Source organism: Mesorhizobium sp. B2-4-15, from assembly GCF_006658505.1.
Taxonomy (GTDB): domain Bacteria; phylum Pseudomonadota; class Alphaproteobacteria; order Rhizobiales; family Rhizobiaceae; genus Mesorhizobium.
Genome location: NZ_VFUZ01000009.1, coordinates 158,859 through 181,833, shown reverse-complemented (window position 1 = coordinate 181,833; position 22,975 = coordinate 158,859). Strand labels below are relative to the sequence as shown.

Here is a 22,975-nt window from a genome sequence, read left to right as displayed (position 1 = left end):
CCGAAAATAGAAGAGAGTTTGCTCGATAGTGGGTCTCACGATTTAGCGGTCCTCCGCGACCAATCGCCCGTGCATGCCAAGCGCCCCACTGGCCACGATGCAAAGTAAGCCCGAAGCAGGCCGCGACGACAGGCAAGCCGCGGGAAGGGAAGTCTTGTCGATCGCCGTCATGAAGGAGAGCGCCGTCACCGGGCCGACCCCAGGGTTCGCCATGCAGCGGCGGCATGGATCACTGCGCGCGATGATCTTCTAGTGTTGTGACCCTCTTATCACCGTGATCCAAAGTGATGCGCAGACTTGTTCGTCCCATGTCATTGCCACAGGTCTGTTGCCGTTGATGGGCAGCACCGGGACGAATAGGCCAAGAGACGACGGTTGATCGAGCTCTTATCCGCGGATTGGCTACCGCAGTTCCGTAACTCAGATCGGGGCAGCGCTGATCGCGGCTTATCGCGTTGCCGCAAAACGTCGGTTTCGACCAACATCCGCGACCGAATTTACCGTCAGTCCTGCCAGTAGCTGTCCGGGGGAGGGCCCCAGTCGGTCAGTACACAGGAATAGACGGCGGTCTCGTCAAACGGATAACGCGCTTCCATCTCCGGGGTGAGCGTTAGGCCGAGCCCTGGCGCGGTTGGGCGGATCAGCCTTCCGTTCTCTATACGGCCCTGGTCGCCGATCATCTCGGCGCCTAGCGGAAAGTCGAGCATCGGGTATTCGACCAGGGTACCGCCGGCTGCGAAGGCCGCGTGGTAGCTCGCCATGATCGCAGCCGCCCCGCCCCAGGCGTGCACCACAACGCCGGTGCCCTTGGCCTTGGCTGCCTCAAACACCTCCATTACCGCCGAAATTCCACCCATGACGGATGCGTCGGGCTGGACGAAATCATAGACGTCGGCGTTGATCCGCTCGATCATCTCCTTCGGCGTGGTGACGATCTCGCCACCGCAGACCGGAACGTCAATTCGCCCGCGCAATTCGCGAAAGGCGTCGGGTTGATCGGGGCCGAGCGCCTCCTCGACGAACACCATGCGCTGGTCGGTGATGGCGTGAACGGCCGTGACGAAGGCGACCACGTCGTCGACCGCCTGCGGCGGATCGGCAAGGTTCTGGCACATGTCGACACCCACTTTGATGCCGCGCCGTCCGGCCTCCTCAAGCACCCAGGCAGTGCGCAGGATGTCACGCTTGACCGAGCGGATCTTGTAGATCTCGATGCCGAGCGAATTCAGCATGTCCATCTCGCGAAGGAATTGGCTCTTGGCGTCGCAACAACCGCCCGAGCCGTAAATCTGAATGGACGAGGCCCGCGCGCCGCCCAGGAGTGTGTAGACCGGAATGCCCAGGCTCTTGGCCTTGGCATCCTGCAACGCGATCTCGAATGCCGCGATGACGTGGCGGGCCGCCCCTTGAAGAGACCAGTAGTCGCACAGACTGCGAAGGTCCTTGACCCGACGGTCAATGTCGAAGCCATCGCGCCCCAGCACCTGCGGACGGCAAAGGTCGACGATCGATTGGAACACCAATGGCGCGAAGACCGCGAGATAACCTTCGCCAAGCCCGGTCACGCCGTTGTCCAGCGTGACCTCGACCATGCCGATGGTGCGCTTGGGACCGTTGGCAAAGCATTCCTTTATTTCCGGATCGTCGGCGTCGGCGTAGGGCGACGACAGCAGGACGCAGCGAATATTGGTGATCTTGGCCATCAGTATCCTCTTGAGAAATTGACGATGCCTTCGAGCGGCGCACCGGCACGAAACCGCCCGAGGTTCGCCAGGAAGACATCGATCTTGCGGTCAAGCTCGTCCATGGTGCCACCGCCGGAATGCTGCGTGAGGATGATGTTCGGGCAGGTCCAGAATCTGTGTTGCGCGGGCAAAGGCTCATCGCGAGTGACATCGATCACCGCGCCTCCCAGCCGGCCTGTCTCCAACGCGTCGGCAAGTGCATCCTCATCCAGGATCGACCCGCGCCCGAAATTGCAGAAGACCGTGCCCCGGCGCATCATTGCAAGACGGGCGACACCGAACAGCCCCGCGGTGGCAGGGGTGGAAGGCGCAGTGCAGACGACAAGATCAGCGTCGGCAATTGCGCTGTCGAGCGCTTCCAGCCCGCCGGCGCGCGTGATCGGCGTGATAGCGCACCCAAAGGGTGCCAGCAGGTCCGCCAGCCGCTGGTTAATCGCGCCGTAGCCGAACAGCACGACGCGCGCTCCACGCAGGACCCTGAGCCCGGTCCGGATCGGGTCGCCGACCCAACGCTTCTGCGCCTGAAGCCCGACAAGCCGGTCAATGCCTCGGTAGAGTGCGAGTATCCCTGCAAGCGCGGATTCGGCGACCGGATCGGCGAAGAAGCCGGCAAGGTTCGTGACCACAATATCACCATGGCTGCGCGCGAGGTCGAGCCCGGCATACTCGCCGAAACCCACCGATTCGAGCTGCATCCAACGCAGTTTCGTATTGCCCGCGACCATTTCCGGTTCCGGATTGCCAAACACGATGGCGCAATCGCATGGCTCATGCGCCGCCACCAGCCTGACGGGAAGATCAGCGGCGCCTTGCCTCAGCCTCGCCACCTGATCGTCCGAAAATACACCGCAGACGCCGATCTCCATCATCGGGATGCCGCTGGAATCTTGGTGCTGATCCAGATCGTCTTTGTCTGCAGATACTGGTCCATGGCCTCGGTGCCATTGTCGCGCGCCAGCGAGCCGGAACGCTTGTAGCCGCCGAAGGGTGTCTTGACGTCGCCTTCAGAAAAGCCGTTGACCGAGACCGTCCCGCAAGGCAACCGCCGCGCCATATGGATGGCGCGGTCGATGTCCTTGGTGAACACGGTCGCGTGCAAGCCGTAGTCGGTGTCGCGCGCGATCCGTAGCGCCATCTCCATTCCGGCCACGGGTAGGATGCCCAGGACAGGGCCAAAGATCTCCTCGCGGGCAATGCTCATCGTGGGCGTCATGTCGGCAAACACAGCGGGCTCGATGAAGCAGCCTGGCCCTGTCTTGCCGCCGCCGGTCAGCAAGCGGGCGCCTTCGGCCGATCCGCGCTCAATGTAGCCCATCACACGCGTCTGGTGTTCGGCGGTGACCATGGCGCCGATGTTGGTGGCGGGATCGAGTGGATCGCCGACACGGAATGCCTTGGCGCGGAGGGTGACGCGGTGCGCGAACTCCTCGGCCAAGCTGCGGTCGATGAGCTGCCGCATGTTCGCGGAACAGTTCTGTCCGCCATTCCAGAACGCTGACATAGCGGCATGCTCGATCAGGTCGTCAGTGAGATCGGCATCATCGAGTACGATGAACGGGCTTTTGCCGCCCATCTCCAGGCCAATCACCTTGAGATTGCTTTCGCCGGCATAGCGCAGGAAATAGCCGCCAACCTCGGTCGACCCGGTAAACGAGACGATGTCGATATCGGGGTGACGGCCGATCGCCTGACCCGTGGTTTCGCCGAGGCCGGGCAAGACGTTGATCACACCATCGGGGATCCCGGCTTGCTGTGCCAGTTCGGCAAGGCGCAGGACGGATAATGGCGTCTGCTCGGCGGGCTTCACCAGGACGGAGCAGCCGGCGGCGAGCGCGGGCGCCATCTTCCAGGCCGCCATCAGCAGCGGGAAATTCCATGGCAGGACCAGGCCGACGACGCCGGCAGGCTCCTTAACGATAAGCGCCAGTGCATTCTCACCCGTGGGTGCGACCTTGCCGAATGACTTGTCGGCGAGTTCGCCATACCACTGGAAGAAGTTCGGAACCTCGCGCCCGATCTCGTTGGCACAGTCGGTGACGGTTTTGCCGCTATCGATGCTTTCGAGGACGACGAGCTCGTCGGCATGGGCGCGTACGAGGTCGGCGAGCCGCAACAGCGCTTCCTTTCGAAACTCGGGAGCCGCCCGCGACCAGGCACCGTCGTCGAAGGATCTGCGGGCAGCCCTGACGGCGCGATCGACATCGGTGCCGCCGCAGTGCGCCACAGCTGCAATGACCTGGCCGGTGGCCGAGCTGGTGGTATCGAATGTCGCACCATTGGCCGCCGCGGTGAACTTGCCATCGATGAAGGCGAGACCGTTCGGGGCCAGCTTCGAAGCGATCGCATGGGCGCTGTCTTTGCTCAGGGTCACGTCTTGTCTCCGTCGGATGCGTTGAGAGTTCAGTGTGACTGGCGCCGCACCGAGATGTGCCAGGGAATGAGAAGGCGTTCGGCGAGCGTCACCACGCCGAATAGAGCGAGGCCCAGGACTGTCAGGAAAAAGATGCCCGCGAAGGCAAGGTCTGGACGCATGTTGCCGGTGACGATCTGGATGTAGAAGCCGAGCCCCTGGTCCGAGCCGATGAACTCCGCGATGGCGGCGCCGACCGTCGCGTTGATTGCGGCGTATTTGAAGCCGACGAAGCATTGCGGCAGCGCGGCCGGCAGCCGGACCTTGACGAAGGTGCGCCATACGCCCGCGCCGGTCGAGACGCTGAAGCGCGACAGCTCCTCGCTAAGCGAACTGAACGCGAGAATGGCGTTGAGCACGATGGGAAAGAAACAGACCAGAAAGACGATGATGACTTTTGGCAGCAGGCCAAAACCCAGCCACGAGATGAAGAGCGGCGCGAACGCGATCTTGGGCACCATTTCGACGCAGACGAAAAACGGATAGATCGTGCGGCGCAGGACAGATGAGAATGCGATGGCGAGGCCAAGCGGTAGCGCCAGAATGACCGCCACCCCGTAGCCTAGCAGCACCTCCACGCCGGTGATCCAGGTGTAGTAGAGCAGCCTGTCGATATCCGCCCAGCCCTTCATGACGATGACCGAGGGAGGCGTGAGGATGTAGCGGGGGATTTCGAACCAGACCGTTGCATATTGCCAGATCAGGAAGAATGCCGCGAAGAAGGCGATGGACATCCAGGACCGCGCAATCCAGCGGGCGGCGCGCTCCGGTGACGGGTGTCGATCAGAGGACGCCATAGCCGCGAAATATCTCCTGTGCCTGCCGGACGTAGCCAATGAATCGCGGGCTGCTCTTGACCTCGAAATCGCGCGGATAGGGCAGATCGACGGAAATTATGCGTTCGATGCGTCCGGGGCGCGGCGTGATGATGGCGACGTGGGTCGAGAGCTGGATAGCCTCCTCGATCGAGTGGGTGACGAACACAACTGTGGGATGGCGTTGCATCCACAGCGCCTGCAGGTCGGTGCGGATTGCTTCCCGGGTCATGGCGTCGAGCTTGCCGAGCGGCTCGTCGAGCAGCATGGTCGCGGGCTGATGCACCAATGCCTGGCAGAACGCGGCACGCTGCTGCATCCCGCCGGAGAGCTCGTGCGGGTAGCGTCGTTGGAAATCCTGGAGGTGGACAGAAACAAGCAATTCGTCCACGCTGGCGCGATGGTCGGCCAGCGACAGGCCTCGCAGTTCCAGCTGCAGCTCGATGTTTCCTCGCACGGTGCGCCACGGCACCAGCGTGTTGTCCTGGAACATTATGCCGATGTCGGTCTGCGGTCCGGCGACGGTGCGCCCGTCGATGGCGATGCGCCCTCTCGTAGGGTTGAGCAGTCCGGCAATCATGAGCATGAGGGTGGATTTGCCGCATCCAGACGGCCCGAGCAGCGAGACGAACTCACCCTTCTCGACCTTTAGGTCGACCGGTCCGAACGCGTGCAGGGCGCCGGGGCCTGATCCGAACACTTTCTGCACGCCCTCAAGTTCGATAAGCGGATTCATCGGTCCAATCTGTTACTGCACGGCGCGAGGACCGGAGTGACGGCAAGCCACTCCGGTCCGCCGATTACTTGACGAAGTCGTTGGTGTAGAACTGCGTGGCCGCGACCTTGGGGTCGAGATCATTGTACTTCTTCATGAGGGTCACCATGCTTTCCCAATCGGAGGGCACGTTGAGGCCGAGCGTCTTGTCCTTGTTCGCGGCCGAATAGAGAAGGCTGAGCGTCACATCGAGCACGGCGCGGGCCTGCGCTTTTCCCTCATCCTCGTTCATCGTTCCGCCGACGATGTCGCCGATTGCCGCGATCGCGGCATCAGGATTAGCCGCGGCCGCCTTGTATGACTTGATGGTCGCCTGCACGAACCGTTTCACGAGGTCCGGGTTTTTCTCCACCATCTCCTTGCGAGCCACGATGCAATATCCGATCTGGTTCACTCCATAGCTCGAATAAGGAAAGACTACCGGCGCGGCTCCGCCGTTCTTCTTGATCTCGGCCGGCTTGTCGTCGATGCCGCCAAGCATGCCCACCGCGTCGCCGGCACCTTGCAGATAGCTTGATACGAGCGCGCCATCAGGCACGTTGGTGAGCGTGATGTCGGAAGGCGCAAGGCCGGCCGTGGACAGGACGATCGGAAAGAACGTGTTGACGCCGGCATTGGATGTGGTGAGCAGCTTCTTGCCCTTGAGGTCGGATATCTTGGTGATGGCAGCGTCGGGACGAACCAATATCGCATCCGATCCCATCGCATCGATCACCGCGACCGAGATCAGCGCGGCACCTTGCGAGGCGAGGTTCACCATCGATCCGCACGAGCCATAGGAAAAATCGCTGTCGCCGTTTGCGACCAGGCGATGAGCGGAGCCCGAACCGTTGCCTGAACGGATATCGAGATTGATTCCGGCATCCTTGTAGAAACCCTTCACCTTGCCGAGGGCGAAGCCGGCATGGGAGCCGTAATACATCCAGTTGAGGCGTAACTTCACATCGTCGTCGGCTTTGGCGGCGCTGACGAGCAACATCGTGGTTGCCACGGCTCCGAGCATCAAATTCTTCAAATTGGTCATAGCAGTCGCTCCTTTTGGTTTGTCGCTTCTTGTTATGTTCCCTATGTTTTTCTAATTGGCCACGAGGCGTGGCACGCCCGCGGCCCGCATCATGTCAAGTGTCCTGGCACGATAGTTCTGGCGAATGTCACGCGTCGGCGGGCGGCAGCGGCTCGACGGCAGTCCGATCAATTCCATGCACAATTTGTCGAGATAGCCGTCACCGCTCGTGTAGCCTTTCTCGATCTCGACCCATAGCTTATAGAACGGCATGGCCTCCTCCACCATCATGCGCGCGATCTCGGTGTAGTTCTGCGCCTTGACCTCGTCGATCAGCTTTATTCCCCATTCCGGCCAGTAGTTGCACAGATGCACCTCGAAGGCTTGCGCGCCCAGAGACGGCATCGCCGAGTAGGGAAAGAACAGATTGTTGTCGATGATGGTGAAGCGCTTGGAGAAATTGGACGTGACGTCCTCGAACTCCATGGCGTCCGTTCGCGGCGTCGCCCATTTCAGCCCGACGACATTGTCGATCTTGGCAAGGCGGTCGATCATGCCGAATGACAGGCTCGTCGACGTCCAGAACGTATTGTAGACAATGATGCCGATGCGGGGCGCCGCCTTTGCCGCAGCCACGACGAACTCCTCGAAATCGGCTTCCGTGTGGGTGAAGTAGAACGGGCACGAGACCTGCAGGAAATCAAACTCCATCGACTGCGCCGCCTGGGCCAGCCGCACCAGTTCCAGCGTGCTGGTCGATTGCCCGCCGAAGGCCAGGGGAACACGCCCCAGTGCTTCGTCGACAACGGTTTCGCCGACGCCGATCCGCTCCTCGAACGACATCGTCGAAAAGTCGCCCGCCGCCCCGCCAGCCAGCAGCGTGGCATATTCAGTGTTAAGGCCATTTTCGATCAGGAAGCGCACATAGGCCCTGATCGCCTGATGACTAACCGGAAAGCCGGTGCTGTCCTCGAATGCCGTGGGTATCGTCACGTAGCAACCCGCGAGGCGTGATTTCAATTTTTCGAAGTCCAAAGTCATCTCCCTTGTGCAGGCCGTAGGTCGCGCTGCTCGCCACTGTTCGTTCGCGTTGACCGCGGCCTCTCCAGGCTTCTGGATTGACAGCAGCTGGATCTAAGGCTCTCGTTTAAGCGGAATTGCTCCTCCGTCCCGCGCGAACAGATGCGCCTTGCGCCAGTTCACGCCGATCTCGTATTTGCCCGCACCGGAGCCTCTGTCGTTCTCGTCGCTCTGGCGCATGACCAATGCGCCAGCCGGATGCGCGGGCGCATGCAGGAAACTCTCCCCGCCAAGCCGTTCGACGAACTCGACATCGGCCAACAACCGGGGGCCGGCTGCTCGGCGCGCATTGAAATGTTCCGGCCGCAAGCCGACCACCACGCCGCCCGTCAGCGCTGTGGGGCGCTCTAACTCGAGTTCCACGCCGCCGCCGGTCGTCCCGGCGATCTGAAGCATCAGCCGTGTGCCTTCCACGCGCTCGATGAAGGCCTCGAGGAAGCTCATCTTGGGCGAACCCATGAAGCCGGCCACGAAGCGGTTGCAGGGCGCGTCGTAGATCTCTGTCGGGGTTCCAAACTGCTCGATCACGCCGTCCCGGAGCACGACAATCCGGTCGGCAAGCGTCATGGCCTCGGTCTGATCGTGCGTGACATAGATCATCGTGGCGCCCAGGCTTCGATGCAGCTTGGCAAGCTCGAGCCTCATCTGCACGCGCAACTCGGCGTCAAGGTTCGACAGCGGTTCGTCGAACAGGAAGACCTCCGGTTCACGCACGATCGCCCGGCCTATCGCCACGCGCTGCCGCTGCCCTCCCGAAAGCTCCTTGGGAAGCCGGCCAAGCAGCGGTCCAAGTTGAAGCGTTTCGGCAACGACCGCGACGCGCCGGTCGCGCTCGGCCTTCGGCATGCCCTGCATCAGCAGCGAGAACGCCATATTCTCGGCGACCGTCTTGTGCGGGTAGAGCGCATAGCTCTGGAACACCATCGCCACGCCGCGCTTTGCCGGCGGCACGCCGCGCATCGGCTTGCCGCCAATCACAACCATTCCGGCACTGATCGGTTCAAGCCCGCAGATCATGCGCAGCAGCGTTGATTTTCCGCAGCCCGACGGTCCGATGAAGACCAGGAATTCGCCATGCTCCACGGTGAGATCGACACCATGGATGACCGCCTTTTCGCCGTACTTCTTGCTGACGCCCGAAAGTTCAACCTTGGCCATGGGATGGTCCTTCCTGGCGCCAGCCCTCAGCATCGGGCACGAGGACGCTGGCATGGATGCCCGTCACGCCTTCGCTATCCTGTGCGTAGTAGACGATGAACAGACTGCCATCTTCGCGCAGTGCGAGCGACGGATAGCCGAGATCCCGGTTGGGCAGACCCGAGCGCACCGCATGGGAGCGCGCCGGATTCCAGCTGTTTCCCTGGTCATTGGACATGTAGAGCGTGATGCCGAACGGCTCACGGCGCCGGCCGGCGACGCAGGCGATGCGGCCATCGGCGAGTTCAACCATGTCGGCCGGATAGTCGTGGATTCCCGTCGGCGACGGTGCGCTCCAGGAATGTCCCGCGTCGGTGGATGAGACGACATGCAGGACGCGGGTGAGATTGTCGCGCAGCAGCATGACGATGCGGCCGCCGCGCAGCAACAGCGGCGCCGGTTCCTCGAACTCATGGCCTTCGCCCGCCGCGACAAGTCGCGGCTTTGACCAGCTTTCGCCGCCATCGCTCGACCGCACGGTGAAAACCGCGGCATAGTTCGGCACGTCGCAAAGCGGCAGCACGATCTCGTCGGCGAGATCGACGCCGCCACGCATGCCGTATCCGCCACTGAACGGCGCCGTGTCGATGCGTGTCGACGCGGTGAAGGTCTTGCCGCCGTCGTGCGAACGATGCATCCAGGTTTCGCCGCCGCCGCGTGCCCAGGGATAGCGCTCGGCGATGGTCGCTTTTTCGGGCGTCCAATCAGCGAGTTCGGCAGCCATGGCGTTCGCCCCGACCAGTTCCTCGGGCCGCTTGTAGCAGTCGCGGGCGAGGTTTGCCTCCGCGTAAGCCAGCGTGTGCCAGTCGAACCGCCACTGGTTCAACAACACCACGCCGGACCGCAATGGGGTCAGCCCGGCGCATTCCACGCCTTGCCAGCCGAAACCGGGCACGACGGAAGGCGCCGACCAGCTTCTGCCTTCGTCCGCCGAGCGCATCAGCATGTTGCGGTACAGCGGATCCTGCGGCGGATGCAGCACCCCGGCGCGGCGACGAGACTGCGTGAAGACCAGCAGCCAGTTGTCGTTGGCGGCAACCGCGAGATGCGGATGCGCGCTATAGGCATGCGGATCGCGATGGATCGTTTGGTGATCCATCGACCGTCTTGGGTTTACCGCGCCGGGTTTCATCGCCTGGACTCAGATCCGGAAGCGTGTGCAGCGGACATATTGCAGCGGTTTGGGATCATCGCTCCATTCGTGGTACGAGCACACGATGGTTCCATCCGTCGCCTGGACGACGCTTGGATAGCCGATGTGCTGATAGATGCCTGGGTGGTTCCAGTCGACGCCGCCGCCTTCGATCTTGCCCGATGCCGGCGACATGCGGCTCGATCCGTGCGTTTCGGTCACCGTCTGGCCGGGCACGCCGCCTTCGCGGATGACGAATTCGTTCTTCACATCCCAGGTGACGCCGTCATCGGAGATGATGGCGCGCACGCCGTAAGGAGGCCGGCGATAGCCGTAGACCATCAAGTAGCGGCCGTCCTGAAGCGCGATCAGTTCCGGCGGATAGCCCCAGATGTTGGTCCACTTCGGCGGCGTCCAGCTGAAGCCGTCATCCTCCGAGACGATCATGACCATGTTCTTGGCATCGCTCGTCGGATTGACATGCGTGCGCATGAAGCAGACCAACCTGCCGTCGGCGAGCCGCACCAAGCCAGGCTCCTCATAGTCGATGATGCTGGCCGGGTCGTAACCGAGCGTGGAGAAGTATTCCCAATTGTCGCCGCCATCGTCCGAGCGCATCAGCGCCGAACGCGTGCTTTCGCCCTCACCCTCTTCCTCATAGCCATGGATGCGGCCGTAGAGCCCCATCAGCAGCGAGCCGTTCGGGAGCTCCCAGCAGCCGAGCCGGCAGCCGCCATGCTTGAGCGGGCGAACATTGACCGGGATCGGCTGGGTCCAGGTCTCGCCGCCGTCCTTCGACTTGACGAGGAAAGTGCCGAGCCAGGCCTGCGTCTTGTAGGCCCAGGTCCAGTCACCCCATTCCTTGGTGTTGGGGTGCGAGCTCCACGACGGCTGCTCGGGCTTGATGCCCCGCTTGAAGAAGCCGGTTATGGTCAGATTGACGATCAGCGTGCCGTCATGCATCTCACAGATGCCGCAGTCCCAGTTGCCCTGCGTTTCCGACCAGGGCAGAACGACCTTTGGCGCACTCCAGCTCTTGCCTCCGTCCTTCGACCGGGTCATCAGGGTCTGGCCGCTGTCGTGATGGAACGGAAACCGCTCCTCATTGAAGACGGCCAATATGTCGCCGTTCTTCAGAAGTCTGGTCGCGATCTGGTTGACGCAATGCTTCGGATCTTTGAAGATCGTGAAGTGCTCAACGTCTTTTATAACAGTCATTCCGTGGTTTCCTCTATTGGGACGTCTTGTTTTTCCGGCCTCTAAAGCCGAATTCCGATGTTCTTGGTGCTGAGGTAATTGCGTATGCCCGGCAGGCCGCGCTCGCGGCCGATGCCGCTGTCCTTGATGCCGCCGGTCGGCGCCTGCGCGCCGCCGATGAACCAGCCATTGATCCACACCGAGCCGGCTTCGATATCGCGGGCAAACGACAGGGCGCGGGAAATGTCGCGGCTGTAGACGCCGGCGACGAGCCCGAAATCGAGACCGTTGGCCATGTCGAGCGCCTCGTCGGGGGCGTCGAACGAAAGGGCGACGGCGACCGGGCCGAATATCTCTTCGCGGGCGAGGGCGCTGGCCGGATCGACGGCGTCGAATATGGTCGGCTCGACGAAGTATCCAGCATCGAGCCCGCGCGGGCTGCCGCCGCCGAGACGCAGTTTTGCGCCAGCCCTGCTGCCCTCCTCGATATAGGACCGCACCTTGGCGTATTGTTCTTGCGAAACCAGCGGTCCGAGATCGCAATTGTCCAGACCTCGACCGACGGTCAGCTTCGCGGCGCCTTCCGCCAGCCTGTCGAGGAACTCGTCGCGGATCGAGCGATGCAGCAGGAAGCGCGACGACGACGAACAGACCTGACCGCTGTTGCCGAAGCAGCCGTCGAGCGCATCGAACGCCGCCCGTTCCAGATCGGCGTCCTCGAACACGATCATCGGGTTCTTGCCGCCGAGTTCCAGGACAACGGGCTTGAGCCCCAGGGCAGCACCGGAATAGATCTTACGGCCGGTTGCGACCGACCCGGTAAAGGTGATGCCGCGCACCAGCGGATGCGAGACCAGCGCGGCCCCGGCGTCTTCGCCAAACCCGGCCACGACATTCACGACGCCATCGGGAAAGCCCGCACGCTGGCAGAGTTCGGCGAAGGCGAGGGCGGTGAGCGGTGACTGTTCGGCGGGCTTGATCACCGCCGTGCAGCCAGCGGCAAGCGCAGGCGCCACCGAGCGCGCCACCATGCCTAGCGGGTAGTTCCAGGGCACGATATGCGCGGTGATGCCGACCGGCTCCAACATGGTGAAGTCGACGAAGTCGCGGCCGAGCGGAACTGTCTGGCCTTCCATCTTGTCGGCCGCGCCGGCATTGTAGCGCAGCGTCGCGCAGACGCCGCGGACATCGCCGAGCGCCTCCCTGACCGGCTTGCCGACGTCGAGCGTCTCGAGCAGCGCGAAGCGCTCGGCATCCATTTCGAGCATATCGGCGAGCTTGAAGATCAGCCGGCCGCGCTCGGCCGGCGAAACATCGCGCCAGTCGCCACGCTGGGCCCGATGCGCGGCCTCGACGGCCTTGTCGATGTCGCTCGCATTGCCGCGCGCCACCTTTGCCAGGACCTGCTCGCTGCTGGGGTCGATGGTTTCGAACGTCCGGCCGTCGGCGGATTTGCACCATTGGCCGGCGATGAAATGCGCGTCGGGGATCGGACCCCCGAGATCCGCGCGGGAATAGGCTCTTTCGGTCATTGCTTGACGCTGCCTTGCGACAGTCCCTGAATGAAGTAGCGTTGCAGGAAGCAGAACAGCAGCAGGCTCGGGATGCTGAGGATGGTCACCGCCGCCATCGCGATGCTGAAACCCTCGATCTGCGTGCGTGTTCCAACGACCGGGGTGAAGGCGGCGACGCCCACAGGGAGGGTTTTCATCGACTCGTCGAAGGTGACGAGCAGCGGCCAGAGGAAATTGTTCCAGTTCAGCGTGAAGATGATGACCGAAGCCGCGATCGCCGGCGCCCTGGCAAGCGGAAGCGCGATGCGAAAGAATAGGTTGAACGGGCCAGCGCCGTCCATCTTGGCGGCCTCCTCCAATTCCTTTGGAAACGACATGAAGAACTGGCGAAAGACGTAGACGCTGAAGACATTGCCGATCGAAGGCAGGATCAGCGCCTGATAGGTGCTTGCCCAGCCGATCTTGACGAAGCCGAGCAGCAGCGGGATCACAGACACTTCCGTCGGGATCATCAGCGACGCCAGGAAGATGTAGAACAGCATGTCGCGGCCGGGGAACCGCATCCGCGCCAGCGCATAGCCCGCCATCGCGCCGAACAGCACGCAAAGGAAGGTCGACACCGTCGCCTGTACGACGCTGTTGATGCCCCAGCGCACCACCGGGTAGTCGAACACCTTGATGTAATTGTCGAATGTGACACGCCTGGGCAGCCACTCGATATCCCTGGTCATGACGTCGCCCGGAAGTTTGAACGACGTTGAAACCATCCAGACGAAGGGCAGTGCCCAAAGTACCGCGACCGCCATGCCGAGTGGCCAGATCAGGAGATCGGCCCGTTCCAGACCGCGCTCGTCGAGCTTCGCGTCAAGCCACGCCTTCATCACACGCGCTCCCTGAGAAGGAACCGCTGCACCACCGTGATGGCCAGGATCAGGGCGAACAACAACAAGGATACGGCGGCCGCGTAGCCGAACAGGTTGCGGACGATAGCGAGGTTGTAGATGTAGTGGATAGGCGACGACGACGAACTGGCCGGGCCGCCATTGGTCATGACGTAAACCTGGCTGAAAATGCGCAGGGTTGCGATCAGCTGCAGCGTCACGACCATGCTGATGACGGGCCGCAAATGCGGCAGGATGACATGCCTGAAGCGCTGCCAGCGGCCTGCGCCGTCCACCCGCGCCGCATCGATGATCTCGCCCGGAATGTCCTGCAGGGCGGCCAGGAACAGCACGAAGGCCAATCCCAGGTCCCACCAGATCGAGGCAATGCTGACGCCGACCAGCGACCACCGCGTGGATGTCAGCCAGGGCACATCGTCGAAGCCGAGAAAGGAGAGGTAATAGTTGATGAGGCCGTATTGGGTGTCGAGCATCCAGACCCAGACGAGCCCGATCACCGTCGCCGAGACCACGGTCGGGGCAAAGAACAGCGTGCGCGCCAGGCCTGACAGCGGATAGCCCTTGTTGACGAAGAGCGCGAACAGCAACCCCAGCACCGTCACACTGGGAACGATGATGGTGCCGTAGAGAAAGACGTTCCTGAAGGCCTCGGCGACCCACTGGTCCTTGAAGGCAGTGGCGTAGTTGCTGAAACCCACCCATTTCGGCGAGCCCACGATGCTCCAGCGCGTGAAGGAAACGTAGACGCCGAAGAGGACGGGAAGGATGTTGAAGAGGAAGAACGGCACCGCGAAGAACGCGACCAGGACATAGCCCGCCCCATCGGTCTGACGGCGCTCGGGCATGGATCCGGCGCTGCTTTGTGCGGTTGTCATCGTCATGTCGATCGGTCTTCCGCGACGATTGTATGACCCGTCGCGATCGTGGTCGCGACGGGCAGGCGGGTCGGCGATGTGCCGACGATTGCCGTCCCGGCTCAGCCCTCGTCGAGGTCAGCCTGCCATTGGGTCTGGATCTGCTGCATGGCCGCGTCGATCGTCGTCTGCCCGGACCAGACGCCCTCAAGCGTCTTGGCAAGGAAGTTCCCACCCGAGTAAATGGTGAAGTTCGGGCCGTTGACGACGGGGATTTCGCCGATCGAGGCGAAGGACATGCCATCGACGAAGGCGCCTCGGATATCCCATGGGCTGCCGGCGGTCTTGTAGTCGGGACGTGTCAGCAGGGATTTGCGTGGTGAGGCGCCCCGTCCAACAGTCGTCCACAGGAACGAGTTGTCCGACAGCCATTTGACGGCCTGCATCGTGGCCTCCTGGCGCCCCGTATCGGCCTGCTTGTAGAGCTCGAGCCCGCCCATCTCGAAATAGGTGACGAGCTTGCTGCCGATCTTGGGAAACAGAACTGTTTTGAAGGGCAGTTTCTGCGCCACGTACCCGGCAAGTGTCCATGGGCCGGTCCAGAAGATCGAGCCCTGTCCGGTGCCGAAAGCCTTGTAACGGTCGGTGACGTCGCGGGTCGAAACCTTATGCTTGTCGAAAAGGTCGAGCACCCATTGCATCGCCGCCTTGCCTGCCTCCGGGTTGACGCAGGCGGTCTTGAGGTCGTTGCTGGCGCGCTGGAAGCCCATCTGCTCGGCGACGATACCCCAGGTTACCGTCGGCTGGACGCCCGAGCCGGTCATCATGATGCCCGAGCGTGTGACCTTGTCACCTTCGCGCTTGGTCATCGCCTTTGCCCATTCCAGAAGCGTGGCGCCATCCGTTGGCGGCTTGCTGATGTCGAGCCCGGCTTCCTTGACGTGGTCGGTGTTGATTTCCGGCTGCAGGCTCATCAGATCCATCGGGACCATGAAGATCTTGTTGTCATATTTGGGATAGCGTGAAGCGGCGATCGACGACGCACTGAAATCGGTCAGGTCGAGGCCCGAGGCGGCGATCAGGTCGTCAAGCGGCACGATGACTTCGTCGCGTGCCAGCTGAGCGCCCTTGCCGGCCGTGCCCCAGCCGAAATCCGGCGCCTTGCCCGTGGCCGATGCCGCGAGCACCTTGGTGACATACTGCTCTTCGGGGACCACCTCCATGCGGATCTGGACGCCCTTGTCCTTGTGTGCATCGTTGAAATTGGCGATCATTTTAGCCCAGACTTCGCCATCCGAAGCCGCCAGCCAACTCCAGTGGACGATCTCGATCGGATTGGCCGCGCAGGCGCGACCGGTCCAGAAGTATGGAACGGCAAGACCTGCTCCCGTAAGCGCGGCCGTTTGCAGAAGCGTTCTGCGATTCACCGGAACCCGCGGTTTGTTCAAGAAATTGAAATCCATGACAATCTCCCTCGCGGCAAGCGATGGCCTACCACGTTTGTTCAACCTGATTTTCTATGTTCCCTCGCCGATCACCATCCCAGGAAGTGCTTTCGGCGTGTGTAGTGTTGGTCAATCCGCCGCAAGATAGTTGACCGACAGCGTCAATTATTCTACGTACAACGTCAGAATTCATTTTCTCGGGAATGACCTTGCACGTCGAGCAAAATCCGGTCATCGCCGCCGCCTCCAGCCGGCGACCTCGGTTCGCCTTCATGCTGCAGCCCGAATTCCCGATGAATGCGCTCATCATGGCGACCGAGGCGCTGCGGATCGCCAACCAGAACAGCGGTCAGGATCTTTTCGAGTGGACCATGATTTCGGATCAAGGCGAGGCTGTGCGCGCCAGCAATGGCATGTGGGTTTCGACGCACCATGATCTGGCCGACTTTCCGCGCTGCGACTTCCTGGTCGTGCTGGAGGGCAACCTGCCGACGCAGAACATTTCGGCTGGTGTGCGCGGTGCGCTCCGCAACGCCTATCGACATGGTTCGATGATCGTGGGTATCGATACCGGCGCCTTCGCGATCGCGGCGGCGGGGCTTACGGGCGATCGCGCACCGGTCGTCCACTGGGAGGCCGCCTCGTCCTATCACGAGCATTTTCCCGATTCAGGAACCAAGAACCAGATCTATTCGATCGACCGTCAGCTCGCCTTCTGTGCCGGCGGTGTGGCGACGCTCGACCTGATACTGGACCTGATCGGCAGGCTGCGCGGCACCGTGCTTGCCAGGGAAGTCGCGAACGCGCTGATCCATACGCCGCGCAACGACATTCACCCGCAGCGAACCGACGACAACGAGGCCGGCGAAACCAAGCCTTCGCTCTCGCGCCGCATCGTCGCCCTGATGGAAGGCAATCTCGATTTTCCGCTGGAGCCGAAGAGCCTCGCCCGCCATCTCGGCATTTCGGTGCGAACCTTGGAGCGCTGTTGCCTGACGCGGTTCGGCCAGACGCCGAACCAGCTTTATTTGCGCACCCGGCTGCAGGCGGCGCGCAATCTGCTCTTTTACGAAGAGCGCGAGATCAAGGATATCGCCGTCGCCTGCGGCTTCTCCTACCCGTCGGTGTTCTCCAGGGCCTTCTCCGCCCAGTTCGGCCAGTCGCCGCGAGCATTCCGCCGGGCGTTCCGGGAGACGCAGCTTACCGTGCGGCCAGAAATCATGCGAATGTCGCGAACCTATCGGTCCGACCCAGAAGTACTTGCCGAAAAAGCCACTCGGTGAGCAACCGGTCGCATTTCAGCCGAGATCATCCGACCGCATTCCAGTTGGAGGCTCATGCTTGTCGGTCCCGACATGGAAGCGGGGTTAATGTAGCAACTCGCTGATCGCGACATGCTTCATGCGAAGCGGAAGCGCCCGATGGAGGCGAGTTTAGGCACGAGCAGAGCTGATGTTTCTCGTCATGGGTAAAGTAGCTCGCCTCCAGTGAGCAGGGACGTCAAAGGGTCGGCTCGGCCTCGCCTGTCACAATGCGCATGACGCGGACGGCATTGCCTCTCACACCAGCGGGCGTTCCTGGCCTTTAGGCCCAGTCGGTAATCCCTAGTTCTCCGCGTGACTAAACACGACAGCACCGTTGTCCTTGCGAACTTCAACGCACACGACGCCATCGTCACCCCTTCGGGTCTGGAACATAGCGATTGCATGATCCTTGGCCGTCTTCTCGGCGTCGAAAGTCACCTGGTCGATAACGCCCTCTCTTCCATACCAGATCACAGTGAAGGCCATTACCGTTCCCATCTTAGCGGAAAGCATAGGCGCTTTCGCTTTCCCCTTCAAACGGGATAGGTGATTGGGCAAATTTCAAACTGAGACCCTACCCAGTCGTTGCGATTGTCTGCCTCTGGTATCGCACGGCGACCATGGCGTGGAAGCAGCGGGCCGCGAACGATGAGGATGCGCACCATGGCCATGCTATCCGTGGTCATTCTTGGCTGAGGCCCTCCATCCCACGCTGCATATCGGTCCGGTCGACCGCCAAGCAGATCCGCAGCTGGCCTGGAACCGGGATCATGAGACGCGCAGCGCCATCGCCATCAGCGCAATGGCAGCCTCGCCTTGCTGACGGTCTTCAGCTCGATCACCGCTGGTGGCCTGTTCAATCACCGCGGCCACTGCGGACGCTTTCGACAACATGATCATGTGGCTGCGTTCGACCGTCCTGGTCTTCGCTTTGATAGTTTGGCCATTCCGCGCCTCGAGCGCCGGTTGGATCGCGCGGTCAGGCGGCGGATAAAGCCGAGCTGACGGGAACTGCCAAGCGTTTCCAACTTGCGGGTTGGCCCAAGAAGGATAGTACTCGCCGCTGACAGGCAGGCGTTGGGATAGAGATATTTGGTGATGCGAATGGCTGCTTGAGTACCGTCGCCTCGACATCCTCCCAGCATCGACATAGATGCCGCGCATCAGCTGGACGAGCCTGCCCGTCTCAGCCTGAGAGTGGCTGCGGGTTTTGTCTGTTTTTTCCAACCAGGTGCAGGGGCATTTTCTAACTTTCGCGTATCTCACATACGCCAAAGTTAGGAAATGCAGCGACTTTTTCGGCCTGGTCGGACAGCATATTTTGAGTGGTCACAAAAGGATCAGTCATGAGCAGCCGACGCGCTGGCTTCCGTGCTGACGCCGCCAGCTGCGCAGCAGCAGTAGGTTCAATTGCCCGGTGCGTTGCACCTCAGCCATAGGGCCATTCGGTTCGCCATTTCCCATCCAGACCTTGGACCAGTACCTCTGCCCCATGTCCTAAAGCAGCGGCGCTGCTCGCAGCTTTGGTCGCGGCCAGGACAGCTTCAGAGTGCGTCTCAAACGGATAGTCCTTATCGTCGTACCGGACCTTCCAACGATCGGCGACTTTCGACACGTAGTATCTAACATTTGCCAAAAGCGCCCCCCGTATGCCATGCCTGACCAAACCATGGCGGCAGACGCGCTGCAATGCCTGGCATGCCAAATGCCGTCGCTCACGGCTCAGCCTTACATTTGTGCAATTTTTTGAAAGCGCAGCAAGATTGTTAAATTCCACGACCGGCCTTGCCCAAGTGTCTATCACCTGAATGCCGCGCTTCGCGGCCAAGCTTGCGATCGCCGCAGCGACGACCAGCGCGCGGCCCGCAGCGAGGTTGCCTCGTTCGCTGTGATTGTCGACGTGAAGGACGATGGCGCCCGAGCCTTTTACGAGCGTGAGAGTTTTCTGCCGTTTCCAGACCAGTCGATGAAGCTGTTTCGACCGATGGCCGACATAGTAACGCTATTCAGGTGAGCAGATAAGACGAGGGGAGGGCCAAAAAATGTTTACCCGTTTACATACGGAAAGGCCGCCGACGATCCATGTAACGAACGTTTGTGGGCCGGCTCTGCAGCCTTATCCAGACCCGTATTACATTCATTTTTTCTAAAATACCCGGAACCGATAGCGCTCGCACGGTTTGAATCCCGGTTCAGGGAGTTCCGAGCCCATGCGTAAACCGACGGGCCAACTCGCCTTCATCGATTTTCAGTCGCCGACGCTGGTCGAGAAGGCTCCCGACGGCGACAACTGGCTGCATGAGATCAAATACGACGGCTATCGGACGGAGCTTGTCATCGAGGGTGGCGCGGCACGTGCCTTCACTCGTCGCGGCTACGACTGGTCGCATCGGTACAAGCGTATTGTCCAGACGGCTGCGAACCTGCCGGTCAAATCCGCCATCATTGATGGCGAGGCTGTCGTGCTCGGAGCCACCGGTTTGCCCGACTATCAAGCCCTCGAGCGGGAGCTGGGGAATCCGAACTCGCCAAAGCTGATGTTCTTTGCATTCGACCTTCTACACCTCGATGGCCGCGATCTTCGGCAACAGCCGCTGATTGAGCGCAAAGCCGCACTGCGAGACCTGCTGGACGAAACGGCGCCGACGCTGACCTATGCCGAGCATCTGGAGCTGGGTGGTGAGGATGTGTTCGATCATGCCTGCCGCTTGGGCCTGGAGGGCATTGTCTCCAAGCGGGCAGATTCTCCTTATCGCTCGGGCGTCCAGGCGAGCTGGCTCAAGGTGAAATGCGTCAAGAGCGACACGTTTCCGATTGTCGCATTCGTTGAAAAGCTCGGTGCCAAACCGCGCCGTATTGCATCCCTGTATATCGGCAGGCGAGAAGGCGACCGGCTGCTTTATGCCGGGAAGGCCAAAAGCGGCTATACGCTGGAAGCAGCGCGGCGCGTTCGGGAGCGGCTTGATCCGCTCATAACGGGCAAATCACCTTTGTCGGAACCCATCAAGAAGCCCAAGGCGACGTGGGTGGAACCCGTGGTGCTGGCCGAGGTGCAGTTCAGTGGCGTGACGGATCGCGGGATATTGCGTGAGGCGGTGTTCAAGGGGTTGCGCGAGGATCTGCAGACGATCCCGGCCAAGCCGCCATCACCTTCCAAGCGGCGCTCGGACAGCCAACACGGGGTTCCTCGTGAGAACATTCTGCAGCTTCTCCCCGAAGGCGTCACACCCTCCAAGGAAGAGCTCGCACAATACTGGGAGCGGGTGGCCGATCAGGCTCTGATCCATCTCGGCCGACGACCGCTAAAGCTGGTCCGCCATGCCTTCGGCGCCACCTTCTACCACAAGGGACCGCTGCCTCCGATACCGGCATCGGTGCACCAGCTACGGGTGCAAAAACGCGAAGGCGGCGAAGGCGTCCGGGTGTGGGTGGATGGTCTCGACGGCCTGCTTGGCCTAGTAGAAATGGATGCCGTCGAGCTTCATCCGTGGAACGCCACTATTGACGATATCGAACATGCCGACCGGCTCGTCCTGGACCTCGATCCCGGCGAAGGCGTTCCATGGGATGCGGTGATCGAAGCCGCGCTGTCGCTACGCGGCATCTTGGAGGCAACTGGCCTGGAGAGCTGGCCGAAGCTCACTGGCGGCAAAGGCATCCACCTGATGGTCCCGCTCGCTGTGAAGATGACCCATGACAGTGCCCGGCAACTTGCCAAGTCAATCGCCCAATGCCTCGTTGACGCCGATCCTGACCGGTACCTGCTGTCAGCCGACCCAGCAGCTCGGAGAGGCCGCATCTTTCTTGACTATCTCCGAAACGGCCGGGGCAATACCGCCGTCGGCGCGTTTTCACCACGAGCCCGCCGCGGCTTCCCAATCGCCCATCCAGTTACGTGGAAACAGGTCGAGGCTGGCATTCGGCCGGACGCTTTCACGCTGGCGCACCCGTTCAAAGCCACGCCCCGAAAAGCCGCGTAGCCCGTGACCGGCGTCACCACCGTGTGCGGTATCCCGAGCGGGAACTATCCAACTCGATCCGGAGATTGATTTGCAGCGCGATCTCTGAAGTAGGTCGAAAGGTTCCAATGGGTAAGATGGCGACATTGCTCACGTCTACCTGAATGTCCGCCTTTGAGGATTCGCGCCTGAAGCTGCCGGTGTGCCTCCGGTCCCAAGCGACTCCTCTGGCCCAAGGCTATCAGACAGCAATGCCCCAACGTCCGCCATAGGGTTCAGTGCTACCAAGCTGCCCTTCGCTGGATCGATGCTGGTAGACGGCGTGGCCACGCCACCATCAATTTCCGCACACATCAACCACTTGGCGTGTCCGGCTCATCGCTCCAGGCAGATCGCCACACCCTGGCCGCCGCCGATGCAGAGGGAGGCGAGGCCCTTCTTCGCATCGCGGCGGATCATCTCGTAGAGCAATGTCACAACGATGCGGCAGCCGGAGCCAGCCAGGGGATGGCCAAGCGCAATGGCTCCGCCGCTCATATTGATGATGTCCTCGTTCCAGCCCATCTCGCGGTTGACCGCGATGGCCTGTGCGGCAAAGGCCTCGTTGATCTCCATGACGTCGAGGTCCGACGACCGCCAGCCGGCCTTCCGAAGCGCGAGACGCGAGGCGGCAACCGGGCCCAGCCCCATGTCCATCGGTTCGACGCCAGCCGAAGCATAGGAAGCGATCCGGGCCAGGGGTGTAAGCCCTAGTTCGTTCGTTCGTGCTTCCGACATGACCAGGACGGCGGCGGCACCGTCGTTGAGGCCGGAGGAATTGCCGGCGGTGATCGACCCGGCCGGGTCGAAGACCGGCTTCAGGCGGCCAAGACCTTCGATGGTGGTCGAGGGATTTGGGTGCTCGTCCCGGGCGACGTTAGAATGGCCTTGTCTGGTCTTTACCGAGACCGGGACGATCTCATTGTTGAACCTTCCGGCCCGAATGGCGGCGCCCGCGTTCTCCTGCGAGCGCAGCGCGAAGCGATCCTGCTCATCGCGCGTGATCTGATAGCGCTTTGCGAGGGACTCGGCCGTCATGCCCATGTGCACATTGTGGAAAGCATCCCACAGCCCGTCGGTGATCATGGAGTCCTTGGCCGTCTGATCACCCATGCGCACTCCGCCGCGCGCGCCGGAAATGAAATGCGGCGCCGATGTCATCGAGTCCTGCCCGCCGGCGATTACGCAGTCGGCGTCGCCGCAGCGTATCGCCTGCGCGGCAAGATGGATCGACTTCTGGCCGGCGCCACAGACCTTGTTCACCGTCAAGGCGGGAACGCCGACCGGCAGGCCGGCCTTCAGCGACGCCTGCCGTGCCGGATTCTGCCCAGCGCCGCCGGTCAGCACCTGGCCCATGATCACCTCGCTGACGGCGTCGGGCGCAAGCCGCGCATCGACCAGAATTGCTTGGACAACTTGCGCGCCCAACTCCGCCGCCGAGAGGGTCGCAAAGGCACCGTTGAGCTTGCCAATCGGCGTGCGTTTGGCGGCAACGATGTACACGGCATCCATTTCCAGTCCTCCACAACGCGAATGGCGTGCCCACGATAGCTGCTTGACATTCTGGTTATAACCAATAATCTGAAATGCATCGGCAGGCAAGG

General features: G+C 61.8%; 19 protein-coding genes and 1 pseudogene. 2 read left to right on the top strand and 18 right to left on the bottom strand.

Going from position 1 to position 22,975, the window contains the following annotated elements:
* Window positions 1–103: 103 nt before the first annotated feature.
* From FJ930_RS30470 to FJ930_RS13505, 15 genes and pseudogenes are all read right to left on the bottom strand, one after another.
* Window positions 104–246: pseudogene (locus tag FJ930_RS30470) on the bottom strand (IS110 family transposase); the annotation flags it as partial.
* A gap of 257 nt (window positions 247–503) precedes the next feature.
* Window positions 504–1,703: a mandelate racemase/muconate lactonizing enzyme family protein gene (locus tag FJ930_RS13570; protein ID WP_141838238.1), complete on the bottom strand. Its 1,200-nt coding sequence runs from the start codon at window positions 1,701–1,703 to the stop codon at window positions 504–506.
* The gene (locus FJ930_RS13565; RefSeq protein WP_141838236.1) at window positions 1,703–2,614 is read right to left on the bottom strand and encodes a D-2-hydroxyacid dehydrogenase; all 912 of its coding nucleotides are present in this window, start codon (window positions 2,612–2,614) and stop codon (window positions 1,703–1,705) included. The genes FJ930_RS13570 and FJ930_RS13565 overlap by 1 nt, the downstream gene beginning before the upstream one ends.
* Complete coding sequence (locus FJ930_RS13560) at window positions 2,611–4,116, bottom strand: aldehyde dehydrogenase (RefSeq protein WP_141838234.1); 1,506 nt, start codon at window positions 4,114–4,116, stop codon at window positions 2,611–2,613. The genes FJ930_RS13565 and FJ930_RS13560 overlap by 4 nt, the downstream gene beginning before the upstream one ends.
* Before the next feature lie 29 nt (window positions 4,117–4,145).
* Window positions 4,146–4,889 carry an ABC transporter permease gene (locus FJ930_RS13555; RefSeq protein ID WP_141838232.1) on the bottom strand — a complete coding sequence of 248 codons (744 nt, stop codon included), beginning with the start codon at window positions 4,887–4,889 and terminating at the stop codon, window positions 4,146–4,148.
* A 49-nt stretch (window positions 4,890–4,938) separates the two neighbouring features.
* Window positions 4,939–5,706, bottom strand: a complete 768-nt coding sequence (locus tag FJ930_RS13550) for an ABC transporter ATP-binding protein (RefSeq protein ID WP_141838230.1) — start codon at window positions 5,704–5,706, stop codon at window positions 4,939–4,941.
* Window positions 5,707–5,770: 64 nt separating this feature from the next.
* Window positions 5,771–6,769, bottom strand: coding sequence for an ABC transporter substrate-binding protein (locus FJ930_RS13545; protein ID WP_141838228.1), 999 nt, complete (start codon window positions 6,767–6,769; stop codon window positions 5,771–5,773).
* Window positions 6,770–6,820: 51 nt separating this feature from the next.
* Entirely contained in the window at window positions 6,821–7,741 is a 921-nt protein-coding gene (locus tag FJ930_RS13540) for a dihydrodipicolinate synthase family protein (protein WP_246676905.1), read from the bottom strand.
* 141 nt (window positions 7,742–7,882) lie between these two features.
* Window positions 7,883–8,986, bottom strand: coding sequence for an ABC transporter ATP-binding protein (locus tag FJ930_RS13535; protein WP_141838224.1), 1,104 nt, complete (start codon window positions 8,984–8,986; stop codon window positions 7,883–7,885).
* Window positions 8,973–10,124: a sialidase family protein gene (locus FJ930_RS13530; protein ID WP_181763371.1), complete on the bottom strand. Its 1,152-nt coding sequence runs from the start codon at window positions 10,122–10,124 to the stop codon at window positions 8,973–8,975. Before FJ930_RS13530 ends, FJ930_RS13535 begins: the two co-directional genes overlap by 14 nt.
* 42 nt (window positions 10,125–10,166) lie before the next feature.
* The gene (locus tag FJ930_RS13525) at window positions 10,167–11,375 is read right to left on the bottom strand and encodes a sialidase family protein (protein ID WP_141838220.1); all 1,209 of its coding nucleotides are present in this window, start codon (window positions 11,373–11,375) and stop codon (window positions 10,167–10,169) included.
* Between the two features lie 41 nt (window positions 11,376–11,416).
* Complete coding sequence (locus tag FJ930_RS13520) at window positions 11,417–12,886, bottom strand: aldehyde dehydrogenase family protein (RefSeq protein ID WP_141838218.1); 1,470 nt, start codon at window positions 12,884–12,886, stop codon at window positions 11,417–11,419.
* Window positions 12,883–13,749 (bottom strand): carbohydrate ABC transporter permease, encoded by an 867-nt coding sequence (locus FJ930_RS13515; RefSeq protein WP_141838216.1) that lies wholly within the window; start codon window positions 13,747–13,749, stop codon window positions 12,883–12,885. Before FJ930_RS13515 ends, FJ930_RS13520 begins: the two co-directional genes overlap by 4 nt.
* Window positions 13,749–14,651 carry a sugar ABC transporter permease gene (locus FJ930_RS13510; RefSeq protein WP_141838214.1) on the bottom strand — a complete coding sequence of 301 codons (903 nt, stop codon included), beginning with the start codon at window positions 14,649–14,651 and terminating at the stop codon, window positions 13,749–13,751. Before FJ930_RS13510 ends, FJ930_RS13515 begins: the two co-directional genes overlap by 1 nt.
* A gap of 95 nt (window positions 14,652–14,746) precedes the next feature.
* Complete coding sequence (locus FJ930_RS13505; RefSeq protein WP_141838212.1) at window positions 14,747–16,087, bottom strand: extracellular solute-binding protein; 1,341 nt, start codon at window positions 16,085–16,087, stop codon at window positions 14,747–14,749.
* A gap of 191 nt (window positions 16,088–16,278) precedes the next feature.
* Here FJ930_RS13505 and FJ930_RS13500 point away from each other — a divergent pair, with 191 nt between their 5' ends.
* A complete protein-coding gene (locus tag FJ930_RS13500; protein WP_181763370.1) occupies window positions 16,279–17,352 on the top strand; it encodes a helix-turn-helix domain-containing protein in 1,074 nt (357 codons plus the stop codon).
* Window positions 17,353–17,673: 321 nt separating this feature from the next.
* On the opposite strand, the gene FJ930_RS13495 is transcribed toward FJ930_RS13500, so the two are convergent.
* Together FJ930_RS13495 and FJ930_RS30465 are read right to left on the bottom strand one after the other, a co-directional pair.
* On the bottom strand, window positions 17,674–17,859 hold the full coding sequence (locus FJ930_RS13495; protein WP_141838208.1) for a hypothetical protein: 186 nt from the start codon (window positions 17,857–17,859) through the stop codon (window positions 17,674–17,676).
* A 282-nt stretch (window positions 17,860–18,141) separates the two neighbouring features.
* Complete coding sequence (locus FJ930_RS30465; protein WP_246676904.1) at window positions 18,142–18,537, bottom strand: hypothetical protein; 396 nt, start codon at window positions 18,535–18,537, stop codon at window positions 18,142–18,144.
* 1,046 nt (window positions 18,538–19,583) lie between these two features.
* Between FJ930_RS30465 and ligD the strand changes: the two genes are divergently transcribed.
* A complete protein-coding gene (gene ligD / locus FJ930_RS13475) occupies window positions 19,584–21,353 on the top strand; it encodes a DNA ligase D (RefSeq protein WP_141838206.1) in 1,770 nt (589 codons plus the stop codon).
* A gap of 354 nt (window positions 21,354–21,707) precedes the next feature.
* Here the strand turns inward: ligD and FJ930_RS13470 are convergent, their stop codons facing one another.
* Window positions 21,708–22,883 carry an acetyl-CoA C-acetyltransferase gene (locus tag FJ930_RS13470; protein ID WP_141838204.1) on the bottom strand — a complete coding sequence of 392 codons (1,176 nt, stop codon included), beginning with the start codon at window positions 22,881–22,883 and terminating at the stop codon, window positions 21,708–21,710.
* Window positions 22,884–22,975: the final 92 nt, after the last annotated feature.